Here is a 20,011-nt window from a genome sequence, read left to right as displayed (position 1 = left end):
CTATTTTTCAGTGGCAGTCACCGCTTAGATCAGGTATGCTAGATTCAATAGATAAACGAGGTGAGCAAGGAATGACAGAATACGATTTGTACTTACAGCACGCACCCAAACAGCTCTATATTGGCGGGAAGTGGGTAGATGCCGACAGCAGAGAAGTTGATGACGTAGTCAATCCGGCGACCGGGGAAGTGATCGCGCACGTTGCCCGCGGCGGTGCGATTGATACAGAAAGAGCGATTGCGGCCGCCGAGGCTGCATATCCGGTGTGGGCATCCGTACCTGTCGATGAGCGTGCAAAAATCATGCGCCGTGCTGCCGATCTGATCACTGAGAAAGCAGATGAACTGGCAGCCATCATGACTCTGGAACAGGGCAAACCGCTCGCTCAGGCGAAGGGCGAGGTGCTCGGCGGTGCGGAAAGTGTCCGCTGGTATGCCGAGGAAATGCGGCGCATTTACGGAGAAACGGTTCCGGGACCGAACGGACACTTGTTTCTTGTTCAAAAAGAGCCGCTTGGTGTAGTCGGTGCAATCACTCCCTGGAATTTTCCTTCATCCATGATTACGCGGAAAATATCTCCGGCGCTTGCAGGAGGAAATTCAGTTGTTCTTAAGCCTTCGCCGGAAACACCGCTTTCTGCAGCTTCGTTAATGAGCATCTTTCAGGAGGCGGGTATTCCGGACGGAACTGTTAACCTCGTTATGGGCGATGCACCGGCAATCGGGAAAACGCTGACGTCAAGCAATGCCGTGCGTAAGATTACATTTACTGGTTCAACGGCAGTCGGCAAACTACTGTTTGGCCAGTCGGCGGACACTTTGAAAAAAGTATCGCTTGAACTTGGCGGACATGCTCCGTTTATTGTTTTTGACGATGCGCCGGTAGATAAGGTGGTCAGCGATCTGGTGACGGCAAAATTCCGGAACAACGGGCAGGTCTGCACCTCGCCAAATCGAATTTTTGTTCATGAGTCAATACTCGATGAATTTACGGAAAAGCTGATTGCCGCAGTCAAAAATGTCAGGGTTGGCAACGGACTGGCGGATGGCGTGGATGCAGGCCCGCTGATCCGTGAAGACGCGATTGGCAAGATACAGCGGCAGGTCAATGATGCTGTTAAAAAAGGCGCGACGCTTGAGCTCGGCGGTCAGCGCCTTACCGACGGAAGCTATGCGGACGGCTACTTTTTTGCTCCGACCGTGTTGACCGGTGTGACTCGTGCAATGGACATATTCTATCAGGAAACATTTGGCCCGGTTATTCCCGTCATTGCCTTCGCGGATACGGACGAAGTGATCCAGATGGCGAATGATACGAATTACGGGCTGGCCAGCTACTTCTATACCCTTGATTTAAAGCGGATCGCCAAAGTAAGTCAGGGTTTGCAGTACGGCATGGTTGGTGTTAACAGCAATACCGTTGCTTATACGCAGACACCGTTCGGCGGCGTCAAGCATTCCGGCTTTGGCAGAGAAAACGGCCATCAAGGCATTGACGATTATGTTAATGTGAAGTTTATCAACCTGAATTATGGAATCTGAATGAATGCGAAACATCCGGGCCCCGTTGACAGGACTCCCGAACGTTGGATTGTGCCGTCCAATCCGGGGGACCGTTCACTTGCGGCTCGGATTTTTTCTGCCTGTAAATAGATCCGTCAAGGTGCTGGCGGTCAGTTCAATCTTTCGAGCAGCTCTTCCATGTATCCCTCTGCTCGAAAACGGCGCAGTGCTTCTGCCTGTGCCTTCGCTCCGAGCCGTGCCCGCAACTTCGGGTTCGCGGCACAGCGGAGCAGGGCATCGGCAAGGCGTTCGTTGAAGCGGCGACCGGTTCGGACAACTAAAGCGGCACGGTTCTCGACCAATTCGGGAATTGCCCCTGCGTCCGTTGTAATCACTGCCTTTCCGAGTGCCATGGCCTCAGCAATGGTCAGTCCGAATGCTTCATGGCAAAGTGAAGGCAGGGCGATGATATCCGCGGTGGAAACAAGTTTGGGCAGTTCATCATGCGGTAAATAATCAATCAGTGTGTATGAATGTTCAGGCAGGGTTTTAAGCGCTGCCCGGATCTGTTTCAACTCTTTTCGGCATGGAAAACGGCCGATAAGGACAAGAAAAAACGAAGGGTTCACTGTACGGGCACGAGCAAAGGCGCGGATCAGATTAGGTACACCCTTTCCTGCGCATAGTCTGCCGTAGTAGAGGACAACCGGTCGATTTTCCGGAATGCCAGACTGTTCACGCATGCGATGGATCGTGCGTCCTTTTGTTTCAGGCGAGAAAAGTGCGGTGTCGATCCGATTGTACAGTATGCGGGCCTTTCGCCTGGCTTCCGCCGTTGTTTCAACGACACGCGCGTGAATGAATTTGCTTACAGAGAGCACACGGTCACATTGCTGAAGAACGGCGCGTGCATCGTAGCAGGTCCGATTCAGTACATCATTGTGCAGATGGAGCGCGATACGCGCTTCTTCCCCCAGCTTCCTGCGCAGCCGTTTGATAAATTTCGGCCGATTCTCAACGATAATCCAGTCATAGTTATGTTTTTTCAGTGCACGGACGGTACGCACGAGAAAAACATCCGAGAAATAAGCCAGCCGGAATTTGTGGCATACGCGATTCATCATGCGGCGTGCCGGTCTGAACGGATCAGTGGTGCGCATATAATAAAAATGCGCGTGCCGGAACTGCGTGCTGCGTGCTTTGGCCTCACTGTCATCGATTGAGTAAATATCCAGATTGGCATACGGATGCTGTTCGTTGTCCCTGATGAGCAAATCGACCAGTGTCTCCACTGCCCCGCCGCGAACAGCCGGAACCGGCCGCTTTTCTGTACAGACAATCGCAATTTTCATAAATGAACCTCCTGTTAATTTCCGTTTTTCCAAAACCGCCACAGCATGCGAATCGTTTTCTGCTGCACAGCGAGTATGAGAAAGAGAACGATAAGATTGATGAATAAAATCCAGCTTCGAGGAAGCAGATTGATGAAGGCCGCCGCGAGCAGAATCATGAACACAAGGTAATGCCTGCCCACTGGAAAAGCTGTCCAGTATTTTGCGGATAAAAAGGTGCGTGCTGCAAAAAAGAAAAGATAAGCAATCGCGGAAGCAATGGCTGCACCGGCAGCACCAAAAGAAGGAACAAGCAGGACGTCAAGCAGGACGGCAGGCGTAAGCGCACACAGGCCAACCCAGATGTTCAGATAACTTCTTTTGGAAAAAACAATACCGAGGCATGTGGTCTCACTGATCGTATAAATTAATGGCTGCAGGCAGAGCAGACCAACCAGATACTGTGCCCCGTTATAATTGGATGAAAGCAGAAAGACAATGGCCTCTTTAAAAATAAAAATGCTGACTGCCAGCAATGACATTGCCAGTAAAACGGTTTCGCTGACTCTTTCAAAATAAGAAACAGGCCGTGCTTCTGCATACCAGCGATAAGCGATCGGAACCCAGAAACCGGTAAATCCGGATTGAAAGACAGAAAGTACGGCGGCAATTTTCAGTGTTGCTGAGAAAATGCCGATTTGATTGAAGTCGCTCCAAAGCCGCAGAGCGATTCGGTCCAGCCCGCCGAGCAGGCTTGAGAGCGAGGTCGCTACAACGATTGGCAGGCCGAAGACAATCAGTGTTTTCAGCAATCGGCGATCAGCGCGAAAGGCTTTAGGATTCAGTAGGCGGCGATAGCGCCAGAACAGCCACAAATCGCCGATGATTTGTCCGAATACTGTTGAGTAGACGACAGTCAGGAAATCACGTCTAATGAAAATGATGAAGACCACGGTAAAAAGCAGAACGAAAAACTTGGTAAGTATTGCCAGAAGTGAATATTCGAATGCTCTTTCGCGCATGCGTACAGACAGCATCAGAAAGCGTTCAAGAACAATGAAAACAGTCATGACGCCGAAGAGCCGTGTCGGGATCACCGCATTTCGATGCCCGAACAGGAGGTGCGCGAGCGGAGCAGGAAAAATCAGAGTCATCAGCAACACGAGCAAGGCAAGAAGCAGAGGCAGCAGCAGCGCATTCTGCAGAAGCCGCGTTTTGTCCGCTGTTCCGTGGTATTCGCGCGTATATGCCTGATCGATACCGAGAAAGAGGAAGGTACCGACGATGTTCTGAAAGAGCAGGAACATACTTGCTTTTCCGTATTCGGCAGGATTAATGTAATAGGTCGTGATCGGAATGGTGATAAAGGAAATCAGCGCACCGATGATCGGCCCCAATGAAAAGCCAACCAGCTTTTTGAACAAAACATTCATTGTTTTCTCAGGTCGCTTCATCTGCACCCTTCATTCGCTAAAAAAGTATCTTTTTTTATAGATTTCCATTTGCTGATATTTTCATACAGGGCATTGGTCAACTTTACTGCTGCGTGCCCGGCCTGTTTTTCCGATTAACTGAAATACCAGAGGAAAATCCGGTTTCAGCAGATCAGGCACAGAGCAAGCCATGACTGAGGCACAATATTGCTTTTTAACAGGGCCTGTTTCTTTCATCATTTAAATAATCCTGTATAGTTGAAGCAAGGCATCGGTGCCAGGCCTGATGCGATAAGTCATGATTTTGAGGGTAAGATAAGGAAAAAGAAGGTTTACGGGAGGAAGCTTATGAGCAACCGATATGCGATCTATGAAGTATTTGATGGCAGACGGCGCATACCATTCAATATAAGACTGCCGAAAAAGATCGTTGAAGCGGCATCCATTCGCGATGCTGTCAATGCGTTCTCACTCATCCGAAATCTGGATATCGTTGACTATACGGAACTTCCGGAAGACGATGTCCGCGTTCTGTTTCGCCGGACAGATCTGTTTGGAGAGAGCAGCGACTTTGGTTATTATTTTCGAATGCTGAAGTACGGTGAATTATTGGAGGAAAAAGATCCTGCCCATGATTAACCCGCAGATCAGGACGGGATCAGCAGGTAGCACGAGGACAAGCGCTTGTTCATTCAGCGTGATCAAAATTAACTAAATTCATGTGTTTTCTTAACACTTTCTTTACGTAAGCACTTTATAATTGAACCCAATGCATGAAATCAGGCTTCCGAGGATATTTTAATAAACAGGAAGAATGTGAGGGGACAGCAATGAACATTGCAGTAATAGGCACAGGGTATGTTGGATTGGTGACTGGTGTCGCACTTTCCGAAATCGGGCATACGGTTACATGCATTGATGTAGATCCCAAAAAAATTGCCAAGCTGAATCAAGGCATTCCCACGATATATGAACCGGGCCTCAGCGAAATGATGCTGAACAACCAGCAGCGAGGACGGCTGCATTTTACTGATCAGCACCGCGTCGGACTTGCTGATGCGGATGTTGTTTATCTTGCTGTTGGCACACCTCAGCGAGCGGATGGTTCTGCGGATTTGCAATATATCGAGCAGGCGGCGCTGGATGTGGCCGGACATATCCGTCGATCGGCTATTATTGTCATAAAAAGCACGGTTCCTGTCGGTACTAATTTGCGTATCAAACAGTTGATGCTTGATCATCTGCATCCCGGCGTAACGATCCGCATTGCTTCAAATCCTGAATTTCTTCGTGAAGGTTCTGCCATTCATGACACGTTTCATGGTGATCGGATCATCATCGGTACGGAAGATAAGGATACGGCGAGCGTGCTTGAATCCATGAACAAACCATTTGGCATTCCGGTAATAAAGACCGATATTGCCAGCAGTGAAATGATTAAATACGCTTCGAATGCATTTCTGGCGACTAAAATAAGCTTTATCAATGAAATTGCCAATCTCTGCGAAAAATTAGGGGCAAATGTGGAAGAAGTGGCAAAAGGGATGGGGCTGGATCATCGCATTGGCAGCTCATTCCTGCGTGCGGGCATCGGTTATGGCGGTTCCTGTTTCCCTAAGGATACCAATGCTTTGGTGCAGCTGGCCGGCAACCACCACCATGATTTCAATTTGCTGAAATCCGTCATTGAAGTCAATAATCATCAGCGACGGCTTTTGATTGAGAAAATGCTGGGACGTTTCGGCTCGCTGACCGGGAAAAAAGTGGCCGTGCTCGGACTGGCCTTCAAACCGAATACAGACGATTTACGTGAATCACCGGCGCTTGTACTGATTCCCGAGCTCGCCAGGCTTGGAGCAGAGATCGTCTGCTATGATCCAATTGCTGCCGATCAGGGGACAAAGTGGATCAATGTATCTGCCCAATATACGGAAAATGTGGCTGATGCTTTGAAAGATGCGGATTGTGCATTAATCATTACGGACTGGCCGGATATCAAACGCATGGATCCGAAGACATATGGTCGTCTCATGCGTCAGGCCATTGTCTTTGACGGAAGAAATTGCTACAGCATTCCGCAGGCTCGTGCAGCACGCATGGAATACTATTCTATCGGCCGGCCGGATGTCGTCCCCGAAATCAGCAAATAAGGCAGCGCAAGTCTTAAACGAATGGTGACGGTTCAGTGAAAATTCTTTTTTTGGTTGGGGAGTTTCCGAAACTTTCGCAAACGTTTATTTTAAATCAAATGACCGGAATGATGGATGCAGGGCATGATGTGACCATTCTGGCAAAGAAAAGCGCATCGGATGCAAAAGTTCATCCGGATGTTTTAAATTATGAGCTGATGAACCAAGTCGTCTATTATGGCGATTCGAGACAGTCAGATACACGCTTTGCAAAGGCGGCGGTGTTCATCCGCGCTTTTTGTGCGCATCTGGCTGCACGTTTTTATAAGAAAAATTATATCGGTACCATATCATTTCGTGACTTGCTCAAAATGCCGAATCTGATTCTGCTCATTCGCAAATTAAATCAGATTGACCTGACGGATCGAACAACGGTTTTGGCGCATTTTGGACCCAATGGGCTGCTGGCACAAAAGTGTATTGATCTGGGCCTGCTTAGGGGAAGGCTGTTCACTGCTTTTCACGGATATGATATGCTCCGCTACGTGAAACAAAAGGGCGTCAATGCCTATCAGGATCTGTTTCGCTCGCCTTCTTTCATTCTGCCGATCAGTGATTTCTGGAAAAGACGCTGCATTGAACTTGGCGCGGATCCATCGAGAATCGTTGTCCATCATATGGGCATTGATCTGCTGCGCTTTGATGCGCATCCTTCTCAGCCGGCAAAACCGCTGATCATTGTTTCTGCTGCCCGGCTTGTTGAGAAAAAAGGACTGGCTTACGGCATAGAAGCAGTTGGCCGGCTAATTAAAAAAGGGCATTCCGTCCGCTATTTAATTGCCGGAGACGGACCGTTGCGGGAAAAGCTGCAACAGCAGATTGAAACGAAGCGGCTTACGAAACAGATCCGGCTTGTTGGATGGAAGACGCAGGATGAATGGATCGATCTGATGAAGAGCGCCCAGGTCGTGCTCGCTCCGAGTGTCACTGCAAGTGATGGCGATATGGAAGGAATACCGGTGCAATTGATGGAAGCGATGGCGATGAGAAAAATCGTTGTTTCAACCGTGCACAGCGGTATTCCGGAACTGATTCAGGATGGAGAGAACGGATTTCTCTTTGCAGAAAAGGATGCTGACGCGCTTGCGGATCTATTGGCACGCATTCTCCAGTCTCCGGAAAAGTGGAATCGGATCACGCAGAACGCACGGCGGACGGTTAAGGAACGATTTAATATTCAAAAGCTGAATGCAGATCTGCTTCGGCTCTTTGCTGAAAAGGGGTAAAAATGAACGCATTTATTAAACGATTGCTCGCTTTTTCGCTTGGACCTGCCGGAGGGGCGGTCATTGCTTTTATTACCATACCCGTGACCACGCATTTTGTCTCGCCGGAAGAATACGGAAAAGCCGGCATGTTTGCGCTCGCTTTGACAATGCTTTCAACTTTTCAATATTTAGGTATTGATCAGGCGTATACAAGGGAATTTAATGAAGTCGGCGATCGGCAGTCACTTTTTCTGCATGCTCTGATGCTTCCCCTGATGTTTGCCTTCTTTTTATTTACGCTGATTGCCCTGAACCTGGAGACGGCTTCGCATCTTCTATTCGGTGTGCGCGATCAGTACGGTGCGGCGCTCCTGCTTGGCGTGTCGCTTATTTTTATCACTTTCGAACGGTTTATTCTGCTCGCGATTCGTATGGAAGAAAAAGCGTTCACTTATTCATTTTTCAACATTTTCATTAAGTTTGTCATTCTGGTGGCCACATTAGTTTTTGTCCTTTTTATTCGCAGAGACTTTCTTGCTGTCGTCTACTCGACAGCCGCCGGTCAGATGCTTGGCGATCTTTTTCTGATGATCCGCTACCGCACCTGTTTTTCTTTGCGCAGATTCCGTTTTGATCGCGCATTGATGCGGCGTATGCTGGCCTTTGGACTGCCGCTTGTTGTGGCGGCGTCTGCATCGACATTTCTGAACTCGGCCGGTCGTCTTGCGCTGCGTACATGGAGTTCTTTTTATGACATAGGTATGTTTCAGGCGGCCCTGAAAATCGCTGCCGTTCTTGGTGTTGTACAGACAAGTTTTACGAATTTCTGGGTGCCGACCGCTTACCGCTGGCACAGCGAAGGACGTTCCATGCACGCATTTCAGGCGGTCAGCGACGGTGTACTTCTGTGCATGTCAGTTCTCTACCTTGGGGTCCTTCTTTTTAAAGATCAGATTATGCTGATTCTTTCTGCACAATATCTCCCTGCAGCAGGGATTCTGGGACTGCTCGCACTTCAGCCGGTGCTCTATACCATAAGTGAAACGACAACGCTTGGTATTGTTTTTTCGCGAAAAAGTTATTTAAACATTGCGGTCAGCATCTGTGCACTGATTCCCTGTGTGCTCATCAATGCGCTGGCCGTTCCCCGTTTCGGTGTTTTTGGTGCTGCTCTTGCGACAGGTATCTCCTATGTGCTGTTTTTCTGGAGCAGAAGCTACTTCTCTTTAAAAAACTGGCCGGGCTTCTCACTTACGAAACATCATGCCGTAGTACTGGTGCTGCTCCTTGCAGGCATCGTAAACGCGGCGCATTTTCCGTTCATGTTTCTGGTAAATCTGGGCATGCTTTTATTAGTGATTCTGATTCAGCTTCACACGCTGACCAGCCTGCTTGGCAGATGGCGCGCTGCAAAAAAAGGCCGTGAATCAAGTGTTTCTTTTCATGATTAATGTAAAGAAAATATTTTACAAGAACAGGAAATTATGAAGGAAAAATGGATTTTTTGTAAGAGGGGCAAGGCCTCAGCGCCTTGCTGACACCATACTTTTGTAAACGTGCGTGTGCGTGAATTTACACAAGCTTAAATAAACCACCATATTTACTACACATATGTTCTCTATAATTGAAACAAGTTCAGAAGCAAGCAATTGATGAACTGGAGAGGTGTTTCATGTGAAGGCGGAAAAAGAAATAGAGGTATACAGCGGTTATTCAATGACACAGCCGCCAAAAGCTGTTCTCCCTGAAGGAGCGGGCGCATATCTTGTTTTTAAGAGAGGGTTTGATCTGATCGCGGGGGCCATCGGCATCGTACTTGCGGCACCAATCATACTTATTTTTTCTCTCCTCATCGTCATGGAGACGCCCGGTTCGCCTTTCTATGTACAGGAACGTGTCGGAAAGGGAGGCAGAATATTCCGGCTGGTCAAGCTGCGTTCTATGCGTAAGGATGCTGAACGCAGCGGGGCAAAGTGGGCAGAAGCCCATGATCCGCGCGTCACACGTGTCGGCCATTTTATTCGCAAGACACGTATAGACGAGCTTCCTCAATTTCTATCCGTGTTGAAAGGTGATATGTCGCTGATCGGTCCGAGACCGGAACGTCCGATGTTTACAGAAGCATTTGAACGCGAAATTCCGGGATTTAAAAACCGCCTGCTCGTTAAACCAGGTTTGACCGGACTTGCACAGGTAAGCGGCGGCTACGATTTATCGCCAAAAGAAAAACTCGTCTATGACCTTGAATATGTCCGCCATTTATCGCTGACCCTTGAATTGCGTATTCTATTGCGCACGGTCAAGGTTCTGCTGACCGGTGAAGGCGCTCGTTAATCGTTTGAATAACCTGCATACTGGGAGGAAATTCCATGGAAAAAGTGTTAGTTACCGGTGGGGCCGGTTTTATCGGCTCTCACGTTGTTGAAGCTCTGCTGAGACAAGGGTACGAAGTCGCTGTCATGGACAACTTTTCAACAGGGCATCGGGAAAATATTGCTGAACTGCCTGTTGACTTATATATTTGCGACGTTGCCGATCCGGCAGTTGTAAACGTCATCCAATCCATTCAGCCAGATTATATTGTTCACTTAGCTGCACAGATCAGTGTATCCCATTCGGTTGCTGACCCGCTTTTTGATGAGCGTACCAATGTTGCCGGATCACTGAATATCATGAACGGAGCACGTACGGCGAACGTGAAGAAAATCGTTTTTGCATCATCAGCAGCGGTTTATGGGAATCCGATTGAAATTCCCGTTACGACGGATCATCCAACTCATCCTGAGTCACCGTATGGTCTGACAAAGTTAACGGTTGAACATTATTTGCAGATGTATGAAAAGTTCTACCAGCTTCCATACAGCATTTTACGATTCAGCAATGTCTATGGTCCACGCCAGGATGCTCAGGGGGAAGGCGGAGTCATCTCAATATTTTCCGACCGTATCCAAAAAGGGACACCGCCGATGATCTATGGAGACGGTGATCAGACACGTGATTTTATTTTCGTTACGGATATAGCGTCAGCTGTGGCTGCTGCGCTGAATGTCAAAGAGAGCCTGTGCGTGAACGTATCCTCACAGACGGCGATCAGTATCAAGGATCTTTTCCAATTGATGAAAGAAGTATCAGGATCCGATCTGGACGCCTATTATGGACCGAAACGAAGCGGAGATATCAGACACAGTGTCCTGTCAAACCAGATGACTCGTGAAATTCTCGACTGGGAACCTGAAGTTTCACTTAAGGACGGACTGCGTCTTACGCTTCGCTCACTGAAACACAGGAAACGGGCGGCGGTTTGATTTCGTGCACATGATGAATGAAAAAAAATTAACGCAATATAAATACAGGCTCACCGGGCATCGGGTTTTCATTGAGGCCACAGCGATGATCTCGGTGATGACCGCCGCATTAATCATGATTTACTGGATCGGCAACACGTGGATGCAGATGATGCTTTCCCTGATATGGATCTGCTTCGCGGTGCTTGCCGCTCTTTATTTAAAAGAACGGGTCACAAGCGCAGATCTGCTGACCAGTGTCATGTATGTGTTCATTGCATCCACTTTTCTCAATCAGGCATTGCTCAGCATATCTGCCGGTTCTTTTACTTTATTTCTCTACCGGTTGCTTCTGCTCGTCTGTATGGCGGTATTCCTTGTACACGCCGCACGCACAGGCGGCTTTGGCCATTTATGGGCAGCGTCGCCAATTAAAGGAACGCTTCTCTTTTTACTTTTCTGGCTTGCCTATGCTGCGGTTTCGCTGATCTGGTCCTGGTCAATTATTGAAGGAATGAAATATTTGCTTCTGCTCGGCATCGGCATCGCGTTTCTTTTTCTGGCCGTGTTTACGTTTACCACCGTGCGGCAAATGCTTGTGTTTCATTTGATTTGGCTCGTGATGAGCGGGGTACTGATTTTTATCGGTCTGATCAATCACTTTGCACGCATTCAATTGCCAACATCAAGCCTTTATGGAGGTCCCGATTATAAACAGGGCTATCCGACCGCTGTCTTTACAAATCAGAATGACTTTGCGACCTTGCTTGCCATTGCAGTCTTCTTCTATTTGGCAGCTGCAAGAAATATCAGGCAGCCGCTTATTCGCCTGATTAACCTTCTATTGGCGGGTCTGTCTGTCTGGCTGATTGTACTGACTGAATCGCGCGCCAGTCTGCTTGGTGCAGTTGCAGGCATTGCCTTTTATTTGTTTCTTATGTTACCCGAAAAAACCAGAAAAGGTGTTTTTTGGGCAGGGGTGGCGGCCGCTTTAACCGGGATGGTTGTTTTTTCGGGTAAACTATTTGAGAAACTCCAAAATGTTCTCGGTGGACCAGCCGTGTTCAGTGTCAATGAAAACCCGTCGTCCAATACGGTACGCATGAATCTGCTCAAAAGTGCCTGGCACTATCTGGGTGATTCATTTGGATTCGGGACCGGTGCAGGCAATATACCTGTTTATCTTGAACATCAGCCGGTACGGAATACGGATCAGATCTTTGAGGTGCACAACTGGCTGATGGAGTTGACAGGTAATTTTGGCTTTTTATTCGGTGCAGGTTATCTGGCCATGTATCTGGCACTTTTTGCTGCCCTGCTGAAAATTCATTCCGGGAAAATCGGAAGATCAACCCGGCTGCTTGTGGAGACCTGCATGACCGCGCAAGTGGCGTTTCTTGTCTCCAGCATCAGTCCGAGTTCGGTCAGCAATTTATATTTTCACTGGGTTTTTTTAGGGTTTGTGCTTTGCACCGTATCGGTTCTTTATCAATCTAAAAGTCGGGAGCGTCTTAGTGAATGAAGATTTTTAATTCGGTGGCGGCGAGAATGAAAAAATATTGGTGGATTGTGGTAGCGCTGCCTGTTCTCCTTGGAATCATCGGCTGGCTTGTTCCAGCCGGAAAAATGCCGTCTTCTTATGAAGCGCAGACGACTATTCAGCTCGGTACGTATGATGATTCTGTTTATAATGACCCGAATCAAGTGTTGATACTCTTAACCAACGCGTCGTTCTATGAGCAGCAATTGCCGGATCTGTGGAACGATCAGGAACAGGAACTGCTCAGCCGAATTGGTGTGACGGATCTGTCCAACCATTTGATCCAAATCAGTTATCGAGGCAAATCCGCTGAAGATGCCATCATGCAGGTAAATAAAGTGGCGGATGCATTTCTGGCAGCTGACCAGCAGCGTTTCGAGCAGAAAAAGAAAATTCTTGACCAGGCAATACAGTCAATGAAAACAGCACGTGCGGCAGATGGAGAAGTCAGCCGCATTCGCTACCTCTATAAACTGCAAAGCGAAAAGCTGGAATTGAGCCAGGCAAAAATCCTTGAACCGGCTCAAAAGGGTACGGGAACAAGCGTTTCTGCTTTTTCCCCGAAAAAAAGAGCGGCACTTGGCTTTATGATTGGTGTCACGCTCGTGGTTGTCGGCATGGTACTGCCAGAATTTGTTCGGAGAAAGTCGTAAGTAAGAGGGGGCTGCGGAACGATGGCAGTTGACTATGCGCTTATTTCAATTATTACGCCTGCCTATTGCTCAGAGAAAACGATTATGGATACTATTCGTTCAGTGCGTGAACAGACCTATCCGCACTGGGAAATGATTATTGTCGATGATGCCTCAACGGACGGCACTCGCAGTCTGCTTGAGAAGGAGTCGGCCAGAGACAGCAGGATTCGTCCGGTTTTTTTGGAAAAAAACAGGGGTGCTGCTTTTGCACGCAATGCGGCACTTGAACGCGCTACTGGCCGTTATCTTGCTTTTTTAGACAGCGATGATCGCTGGAAGCCAAAAAAATTGGAAAACCAGCTGCGGTTCATGGAGATGCATCACTATGCTTTTACGTTTACCGGCTATGAACTGATTGATTCAGAAGGCAATCTGCTCAATAAAATCATTTCAGCGCCCGCACATGTCACCTATAAAGGGATGCTGAAGAATACGATTGTCGGTTGCCTGACCGTCATGATTGACCGTGAGCAGACCGGAGATTTTCGGATGCCGGATTTGCGTGCCCGTCAGGACCTTGCTACATGGCTGTCCCTGTTAAAAAAAGGAACGGTTGCCTATGGCCTGGACGAGACGCTGGCAGAGTACCGCATCAGCGGAAAAGAATCGGTATCAGGAAACAAGTGGAAAGCGGCCAGGAAGACCTGGTTTGTCTACCGCCACATTGAGCATATCCCGCTGATTCCGTCCTGCTGGTACTTTGTCAACTACGCGTTTCATGCACTGATTAAACGGCTGATCAGTATCTGATTGAGAAGGGACTGGCTTTTTTCGTGAAGGAGATACATGTCATTGTCGGCGCTGGTGCGTGGCGCCTTGACGAATTGCGCTATCGCCGGCACCGGCTCGCTGAATATCTTGCAGCAAGACCTGACACCGCACATCTGTTTTGGGTCTGTCCGGCACCGCACAGGCAGATTGAGCGCAGAGCCGGTTCGGCAGGTGCCATCCAACAGTGGGCGATTACCGATCTGTTGCCGCAAAAATCTTTTCGTTTTGCACGTTATCTGACTGTTTTCCATAAAAAAAAATTATCTGAGCTGGTACGTATGCTCCAGCCATATACAGCAAACAGTCATCTTTATCTATGGTATACGTTTCCCGGCTTTCCGGCACTCAGTACGCTATTGCCGTGGAGGCGCGTCATTTATGATCGCAGTGATCTCTGGTCGGCGCCGATCAGCGGGAAAATGTCGCTAATCGCAAAACTGAGAAGACGACTGATTGCCGAAGCAGAGCAGAAGATTGTTCAGCGTGCGGATTTAATTTTTTGTACTTCGGATTATCTGCATCAGGTGACTGACGGTGAGCTTCCCCTGGAAAAACGTGGACGGGTGATCACCATGGAAAACGGAGTCGACTATGAGTTGTTTGCTGCAGTCAGCCAGTCGGCGGTGCGGCAATCACCGGGGCAAATGGTGCTCGGCTATATCGGCGGAATCAAACCAAAGCTTGACTTTGGCTTATTGCACGAAGTTGCGATTCGGAAACCGGAATGGACGCTGCTGCTGGTCGGACCGGACGGCACTCATGGACATTCGGATTTTACCCGTCTGCTTCAATGTGAAAACGTTCGTTGGGTTGATGCAGTTCCGCCCGAAGCGGTTCCACAATATATGCGCCAGCTGACAGTCGGTCTGATGCCGTATAAATCATCACCGTATAATCAGGCGGTTTTCCCACTCAAATTGTTTGAGTTTCTTGCATCGGGAAAAGCGGCTGTGGGCGTTCATCTGCCGTCGACAAAAAAATATGAGGCCGAATCTGTCTATTGCTGTCTTGACCATTCGGATCCCGAATCATTGATTCAGGTGTGCAGCCAGCTTGGGCAGACTGCCTGCACACCTGAAGCGGTTCGGAAACGTCAGGCACTGGCTAAAGCTAAGGACTGGCCTAATATTTTTTCGGCAATGCTTGAACACGTACATGAAGGGTGAGAAGAAACTGCGGCTTTGGCCGCATTTTTCTTTTGCATGCCAATTTTTACTGCTGATTATAAAATTGCCATGAATGAACAGAGCACTTATACAATAGTAGAAACTGGTTTCGTGCATCAACACAAACGCTTGACTTAAGTGGGGCTGTCTATATAATTAAAATAGTATTTTTCGCAGACTTTTGTCGAAACTAGCGGATGAACACTGAACACCGTTCATTCGTTTTTATAAATGAATTTGAAGTTAGGTTCTTTTTCCTTTCAAACGCTGATACAGGGGCATTGATCATCATTATTCGGGAAAGGTTGTGAGGGTAGGGTTGGAAAACAAGCTGAAATTGTACGGCTTTAACAACCTCACGAAGTCGCTGAGCTTTAATATTTACGATGTGTGCTATGCGAAAAGTGAACGTGAACAGCGCGATTACATTACTTACATTGATGAACAGTACAATTCAGAACGACTGACCCATATTCTCTGCCGCGTTACGGAAATGATCGGTGCCCATGTCCTCAATATCAGCAAGCAGGATTATGATCCGCAAGGCGCAAGCGTCACCGTATTGATTGCGGAACAGGAATTCCCAAAAGATAAAATTGATCGTTCGTGCAATCTCGGTCACTATGCGGACACCATCGTCGGCCATTTGGATAAAAGCCATGTCACGGTGCATACGTATCCGGAATTTCATCCGGGTACAGCGATCGCGACTTTTCGTGTCGACATCGATGTAGCCACTTGTGGTGAGATTTCTCCATTAAATACGTTAAATTATCTGATCGGCAGCTTTGACTCGGATATTATTACGGCAGATTATCGTGTACGCGGATTTACGCGCGACGTAGACGGGAAAAAACTGTTCATGGATCATCCAATGGCCTCTATCCAGAATTATATTGATGATGAAACGCTTGAAAAGTATGATGCGGTAGATATTAATGTTTACCAGGCCAATCTTTTTCACACGAAAATGCTCATTAAGGAGCCTGAACTGCAAAATTACCTGTTCAATCGTGATGTACTGGAAATCCCGCCTAAGGAACGTTTGAAGATCAGCAACAGTCTCCGCAAGGAAATGATCGAGATTTTCAGCGGGGCCAACATTTTTTAATAGGGCATATAACTTTTAAACAGGATAAGTGGATGGCGGCTTTGCCAGAATAAGGATATGGCAAAGCTAAGTTTTCTAATACTATAAGAAGGCATGTAAAATTAAGGATTATAGTATAAGTGCAACTAGAGCTTTGCCTCAGTTAAAAATATGGCAAAGCTAAGTTTTCTAATGAGTGGAGCGGAACCAATGACAAGCCTATCACAGGAACGTGCGCCCGTACTTGAGGCGCTGAATCGCTATAAATCAATGCGTGTTGTGCCCTTTGATGTGCCCGGTCACAAACGCGGCAAGGGGAACCGGGAACTCACGGAGTTTCTCGGTGAAAAGTGTCTCACGGTGGATGTCAACTCGATGAAACCGCTTGATAATCTCTGCCACCCTGTTTCCGTCATCAAGGACGCAGAGGCACTGGCTGCTAAGGCTTTTCATGCGAAACATGCGTTTTTTATGGTAAACGGAACAACATCTGCAGTTCAGACGATGGTACTGAGTGCGTGCAAGCGCGGTGAAAAAATCATTATGCCGCGTAATGTGCATCGAAGCGCGATCAATGCGCTGATCCTGAGCGGGGCCATTCCTGTTTACGTCAATCCGGGCGTCAATCACGAATTGGGCATTTCACTTGGCATGGCACTAGCCGATGTTGAGCAGGCCATTCTTGAAAATCCGGATGCGAAAGCCGTGCTCGTCAACAATCCAACTTATTATGGTGTATGTTCGAATCTTAAAGCAATCACTGATCTTGCTCATCAACACAATATGCTCGTACTTGCTGATGAGGCACATGGAACACATTTTTACTTTGGCGGCGGCCTGCCCGCATCAGCCATGTCTGCCGGAGCTGATATGGCAGCGGTCAGTATGCATAAATCAGGGGGATCGCTGACGCAAAGTTCGCTGCTGCTTGTCAACGGTCTGAGTGAAGGTTACGTCCGCCAGATTATTAATCTGACGCAGACAACGAGCGGGTCGTATTTATTGATTTCATCGCTTGATATTTCTCGGAGAAATCTTGCGCTCAGGGGAAAATCGATTTTTCAGAAGGTAGCCGAAATGGCTGAGTACGCGCGGTCGGAAATCAATGAAATCGGCGGCTATTATGCCTTTTCCCGCGAACTGATCAACGGAGATTCCATCTATGATTTTGATCGTACGAAGCTGTCGGTGCACACGCTGGATATTGGACTCGCGGGCATCGAAGTCTATGACCTGCTTCGTGATGAGTATGACATCCAGATCGAGTTCGGTGATATCGGCAACGTGCTTGCCTACATCTCGATCGGCGACCGTGTCCTTGATCTGGAGCGTCTTGTTTCCGCTTTATCGGAAATCAAACGCCGCTTTGCTAAAGACAAGGCGGGCATGCTCAGTCAGGAGTACATCCGTCCCCAAGTGATCCTCGGCCCTCAGGAGGCCTTTTACGCGGAGAGTGAATCAACGCCGATTAAAGAAAGCCTCGGGCGCATCTGCAGCGAATTTGTCATGTGCTACCCGCCGGGCATTCCCGTGCTTGCACCAGGCGAGAAAGTGACGGAGGAAGCGCTTGAATACATACAGTATGCAAAAGAAAAGGGCTGTTTTCTCACAGGTACTCAGGACAGTCTGGTTAATCATATTCAGACTGTAAAGGAGTGATCGGAATTGGAACTATGGTTTACGGAAAAACATACGGACAACGTAAATTTTTCCATTAAAGTTGATCGGCAGGTGTACAGTGGTCAGAGCGAGTTTCAGCGTATCGATATTTTCGACTCACTGGAATTTGGGCGTTTTCTGACATTGGATGGCTATATGATGCTGACTGAGAAGGACGAATTCATTTATCATGAAATGATTGTCCATGTGCCGATGAATGTGCTGCCGCATGTAAAGAAAGTGCTCGTCATTGGTGGCGGTGACGGTGGTGCGGTCCGTGAACTCGTGCGTTATCCGGAGATTGAGCGGATCGACCTGGTGGAAATTGATGAACAGGTGGTTGAAGTATGCAAAAAGTATTTACCACAGACAGCGGGAAAACTCGATGATCCACGCGTTTCCGTTCACTATGCGGACGGACTGAAATTCGTCCGTTCCAGGAAAGAGGAATATGATCTGATCATTGTGGATTCGACCGACCCGTTCGGTCCCGGCGAAGGTTTGTTTACACGGGAATTTTACGGTAACTGTTTCAAAGCACTGACGGAAACCGGGGCGATGGTCAACCAGCATGAAAGTCCGTTCTATCCGGTCGATGCGGTTGCCATGCAGCGGGCGCATAAGCGAATCATTGATTCATTTCCGATCAGCCGGGTCTATCAGGCGCACATTCCGACCTATCCTTCCGGACACTGGTTGTTCGGATTTGCTTCGAAGAAATATCATCCGGTTGAAGATTATCATGCGGCGGGATGGAGCGCGCGTGGATTCAGGACGAAGTACTATAATGATAAGATTCATGTCGGTGCCTTTGCTTTGCCGAACTATGTAAAGGAATTGCTGGAAGAAATGGAATAACAGCCTTATGGAATGCGGACACGTGATCAGATCAAGTCCGGATGGGGCAGTTTATTAATGAGGAGGCGTTTCATATGGGTAAAGCTTTGATTATCGGCGCTGGAGGCGTCGCAAGTGTCGTTGCACACAAGTGCTGCCAGAATTCGAATGTATTCGAGGAGATCTGTATCGCCAGCCGTACGTACGCCAAGTGCGAGGCACTGAAAGCGAAGCTGGACGGCGGAAAAACCAGGGTCAGCATCGCGCAGGTTGATGCAAATAATGTTCCGGAACTGATTGCACTGATTGAAAAAGTGAAACCGGACATTGTGATTAATGTGGCACTGCCGTATCAGGATCTGACGATTATGGACGCTTGCCTCGCGACAAAGACCGATTATGTCGATACGGCAAATTATGAACCGGAAGATACCGCAAAGTTCGAATACAAGTGGCAATGGGCGTACCGCGACCGCTTCAAGGAAGCGGGGATCACGGCGCTTCTCGGCAGTGGCTTTGACCCTGGGGTTACCGGTGTTTTCTCCGCGTATGCCCAGAAGCATTACTTCGATGAAATTCATTCGATCGATATATTGGATGCGAATGCCGGCGATCACGGTTATCCATTCGCGACGAATTTCAATCCGGAAATCAATATTCGTGAAGTGACGGCGAAAGGCAGTTATTTTGAAAACGGAACATTCATTGAAACCGAACCGATGTCGATCAAACGGGTATACGACTTTCCTCAGATCGGACCGAAAGACATTTATCTGCTCCATCATGAAGAGATGGAATCACTTGCGCTTAATATTAAAGGCATTAAAAAGATCCGTTTCTGGATGACTTTTGGGCAAAGCTATCTGACCCATCTTAAAGTTTTGGAAAATGTCGGTATGACCTCAATCGAACCGATCGAATTTGAAGGCAAGCAGATCGTGCCGCTTCAATTCCTGAAAGCAGTACTTCCGGACCCGGCGTCACTCGGACCAAGAACAAAGGGCAAGACGAACATCGGCTGTATTTTTCAAGGTGTCAAAGATGGCAAGGCGCGCACCTATTATGTATACAATGTCTGCGATCATCAGGAATGCTACAGGGAAGTCGGTTCTCAGGCAATCTCGTATACAACCGGTGTGCCGGCAATGATCGGAGCGGCAATGGTGATGACTGGTAAGTGGAAGGGACCTGGTGTGTTCAACATTGAAGAGTTCGATCCGGACCCGTTCATGGATGCGCTGAATCAGTTCGGTCTGCCCTGGCATGAAAGCTTTGCGCCGGCGCTGATCAATTAAGGAGTATGTAC

The 20,011-nt window shown here is 48.1% G+C and carries 17 protein-coding genes; 15 read left to right on the top strand and 2 right to left on the bottom strand.

The window, feature by feature from the left end; all coding sequences use genetic code 11:
• The first annotated feature begins 71 nt into the window (after positions 1-71).
• Positions 72-1,541, top strand: coding sequence for an NAD-dependent succinate-semialdehyde dehydrogenase (locus M3N64_RS06295; protein ID WP_249099753.1), 1,470 nt, complete (start codon positions 72-74; stop codon positions 1,539-1,541).
• Positions 1,542-1,672: 131 nt separating this feature from the next.
• Here the strand turns inward: M3N64_RS06295 and M3N64_RS06290 are convergent, their stop codons facing one another.
• Together M3N64_RS06290 and M3N64_RS06285 are read right to left on the bottom strand one after the other, a co-directional pair.
• Complete coding sequence (locus M3N64_RS06290) at positions 1,673-2,854, bottom strand: glycosyltransferase family 4 protein (protein ID WP_249099751.1); 1,182 nt, start codon at positions 2,852-2,854, stop codon at positions 1,673-1,675.
• A 14-nt stretch (positions 2,855-2,868) separates the two neighbouring features.
• On the bottom strand, positions 2,869-4,287 hold the full coding sequence (locus M3N64_RS06285; RefSeq protein WP_249099748.1) for a lipopolysaccharide biosynthesis protein: 1,419 nt from the start codon (positions 4,285-4,287) through the stop codon (positions 2,869-2,871).
• 327 nt (positions 4,288-4,614) lie between these two features.
• Between M3N64_RS06285 and M3N64_RS06280 the strand changes: the two genes are divergently transcribed.
• From M3N64_RS06280 to M3N64_RS06215, 14 genes are all read left to right on the top strand, one after another.
• Positions 4,615-4,905 (top strand): hypothetical protein, encoded by a 291-nt coding sequence (locus M3N64_RS06280; RefSeq protein WP_249099745.1) that lies wholly within the window; start codon positions 4,615-4,617, stop codon positions 4,903-4,905.
• A 191-nt stretch (positions 4,906-5,096) separates the two neighbouring features.
• Positions 5,097-6,416 (top strand): UDP-glucose dehydrogenase family protein, encoded by a 1,320-nt coding sequence (locus tag M3N64_RS06275; protein WP_249099742.1) that lies wholly within the window; start codon positions 5,097-5,099, stop codon positions 6,414-6,416.
• A gap of 35 nt (positions 6,417-6,451) precedes the next feature.
• Positions 6,452-7,681, top strand: coding sequence for a glycosyltransferase (locus tag M3N64_RS06270; RefSeq protein WP_249099739.1), 1,230 nt, complete (start codon positions 6,452-6,454; stop codon positions 7,679-7,681).
• Between the two features lie 2 nt (positions 7,682-7,683).
• Positions 7,684-9,114 (top strand): lipopolysaccharide biosynthesis protein, encoded by a 1,431-nt coding sequence (locus tag M3N64_RS06265; RefSeq protein WP_249099737.1) that lies wholly within the window; start codon positions 7,684-7,686, stop codon positions 9,112-9,114.
• A 265-nt stretch (positions 9,115-9,379) separates the two neighbouring features.
• A complete protein-coding gene (locus M3N64_RS06260) occupies positions 9,380-9,997 on the top strand; it encodes a sugar transferase (protein ID WP_283163336.1) in 618 nt (205 codons plus the stop codon).
• Positions 9,998-10,032: 35 nt separating this feature from the next.
• Positions 10,033-10,968, top strand: a complete 936-nt coding sequence (locus M3N64_RS06255) for an NAD-dependent epimerase/dehydratase family protein (RefSeq protein WP_249099733.1) — start codon at positions 10,033-10,035, stop codon at positions 10,966-10,968.
• A gap of 10 nt (positions 10,969-10,978) precedes the next feature.
• Positions 10,979-12,469, top strand: a complete 1,491-nt coding sequence (tuaE, locus tag M3N64_RS06250) for a teichuronic acid biosynthesis protein TuaE (protein ID WP_249099864.1) — start codon at positions 10,979-10,981, stop codon at positions 12,467-12,469.
• The gene (locus M3N64_RS06245; protein WP_249099731.1) at positions 12,466-13,140 is read left to right on the top strand and encodes a GumC domain-containing protein; all 675 of its coding nucleotides are present in this window, start codon (positions 12,466-12,468) and stop codon (positions 13,138-13,140) included. Before tuaE ends, M3N64_RS06245 begins: the two co-directional genes overlap by 4 nt.
• A gap of 21 nt (positions 13,141-13,161) precedes the next feature.
• Complete coding sequence (tuaG, locus tag M3N64_RS06240) at positions 13,162-13,932, top strand: teichuronic acid biosynthesis protein TuaG (protein WP_249099729.1); 771 nt, start codon at positions 13,162-13,164, stop codon at positions 13,930-13,932.
• A gap of 23 nt (positions 13,933-13,955) precedes the next feature.
• On the top strand, positions 13,956-15,119 hold the full coding sequence (tuaH, locus tag M3N64_RS06235; RefSeq protein ID WP_249099727.1) for a teichuronic acid biosynthesis protein TuaH: 1,164 nt from the start codon (positions 13,956-13,958) through the stop codon (positions 15,117-15,119).
• A 319-nt stretch (positions 15,120-15,438) separates the two neighbouring features.
• On the top strand, positions 15,439-16,230 hold the full coding sequence (gene speD / locus M3N64_RS06230) for an adenosylmethionine decarboxylase (protein WP_249099724.1): 792 nt from the start codon (positions 15,439-15,441) through the stop codon (positions 16,228-16,230).
• Between the two features lie 189 nt (positions 16,231-16,419).
• A complete protein-coding gene (locus tag M3N64_RS06225; RefSeq protein WP_249099720.1) occupies positions 16,420-17,868 on the top strand; it encodes an aminotransferase class I/II-fold pyridoxal phosphate-dependent enzyme in 1,449 nt (482 codons plus the stop codon).
• A gap of 6 nt (positions 17,869-17,874) precedes the next feature.
• Entirely contained in the window at positions 17,875-18,726 is an 852-nt protein-coding gene (speE, locus tag M3N64_RS06220; protein WP_249099717.1) for a polyamine aminopropyltransferase, read from the top strand.
• Positions 18,727-18,800: 74 nt separating this feature from the next.
• On the top strand, positions 18,801-20,000 hold the full coding sequence (locus tag M3N64_RS06215) for a saccharopine dehydrogenase family protein (RefSeq protein WP_249099714.1): 1,200 nt from the start codon (positions 18,801-18,803) through the stop codon (positions 19,998-20,000).
• The last annotated feature ends 11 nt before the right edge of the window (positions 20,001-20,011 follow it).

The organism is Sporolactobacillus mangiferae, from assembly GCF_023336505.1.
Taxonomy (GTDB): Bacteria; Bacillota; Bacilli; order Bacillales; family Sporolactobacillaceae; genus Sporolactobacillus; species Sporolactobacillus mangiferae.
Note: the sequence above shows the minus strand (reverse complement) of the source record. Positions and strands in the feature narration are given on the sequence as shown.

Excerpts from the sequence above, each read along its gene's own strand:
- M3N64_RS06295 (WP_249099753.1), top strand. The coding sequence starts at position 72 with ATGACAGAATACGATTTGTACTTACAGCACGCACCCAAACAGCTCTAT.
- M3N64_RS06290 (WP_249099751.1), bottom strand. The coding sequence starts at position 2,854 with ATGAAAATTGCGATTGTCTGTACAGAAAAGCGGCCGGTTCCGGCTGTT.
- M3N64_RS06285 (WP_249099748.1), bottom strand. The coding sequence starts at position 4,287 with ATGAAGCGACCTGAGAAAACAATGAATGTTTTGTTCAAAAAGCTGGTT.
- M3N64_RS06280 (WP_249099745.1), top strand. The coding sequence starts at position 4,615 with ATGAGCAACCGATATGCGATCTATGAAGTATTTGATGGCAGACGGCGC.
- M3N64_RS06275 (WP_249099742.1), top strand. The coding sequence starts at position 5,097 with ATGAACATTGCAGTAATAGGCACAGGGTATGTTGGATTGGTGACTGGT.
- M3N64_RS06265 (WP_249099737.1), top strand. The coding sequence starts at position 7,684 with ATGAACGCATTTATTAAACGATTGCTCGCTTTTTCGCTTGGACCTGCC.
- M3N64_RS06260 (WP_283163336.1), top strand. The coding sequence starts at position 9,380 with ATGACACAGCCGCCAAAAGCTGTTCTCCCTGAAGGAGCGGGCGCATAT.
- M3N64_RS06255 (WP_249099733.1), top strand. The coding sequence starts at position 10,033 with ATGGAAAAAGTGTTAGTTACCGGTGGGGCCGGTTTTATCGGCTCTCAC.
- tuaE (WP_249099864.1), top strand. The coding sequence starts at position 10,979 with ATGATGAATGAAAAAAAATTAACGCAATATAAATACAGGCTCACCGGG.
- M3N64_RS06245 (WP_249099731.1), top strand. The coding sequence starts at position 12,466 with ATGAAGATTTTTAATTCGGTGGCGGCGAGAATGAAAAAATATTGGTGG.
- tuaG (WP_249099729.1), top strand. The coding sequence starts at position 13,162 with ATGGCAGTTGACTATGCGCTTATTTCAATTATTACGCCTGCCTATTGC.
- M3N64_RS06225 (WP_249099720.1), top strand. The coding sequence starts at position 16,420 with ATGACAAGCCTATCACAGGAACGTGCGCCCGTACTTGAGGCGCTGAAT.
- M3N64_RS06215 (WP_249099714.1), top strand. The coding sequence starts at position 18,801 with ATGGGTAAAGCTTTGATTATCGGCGCTGGAGGCGTCGCAAGTGTCGTT.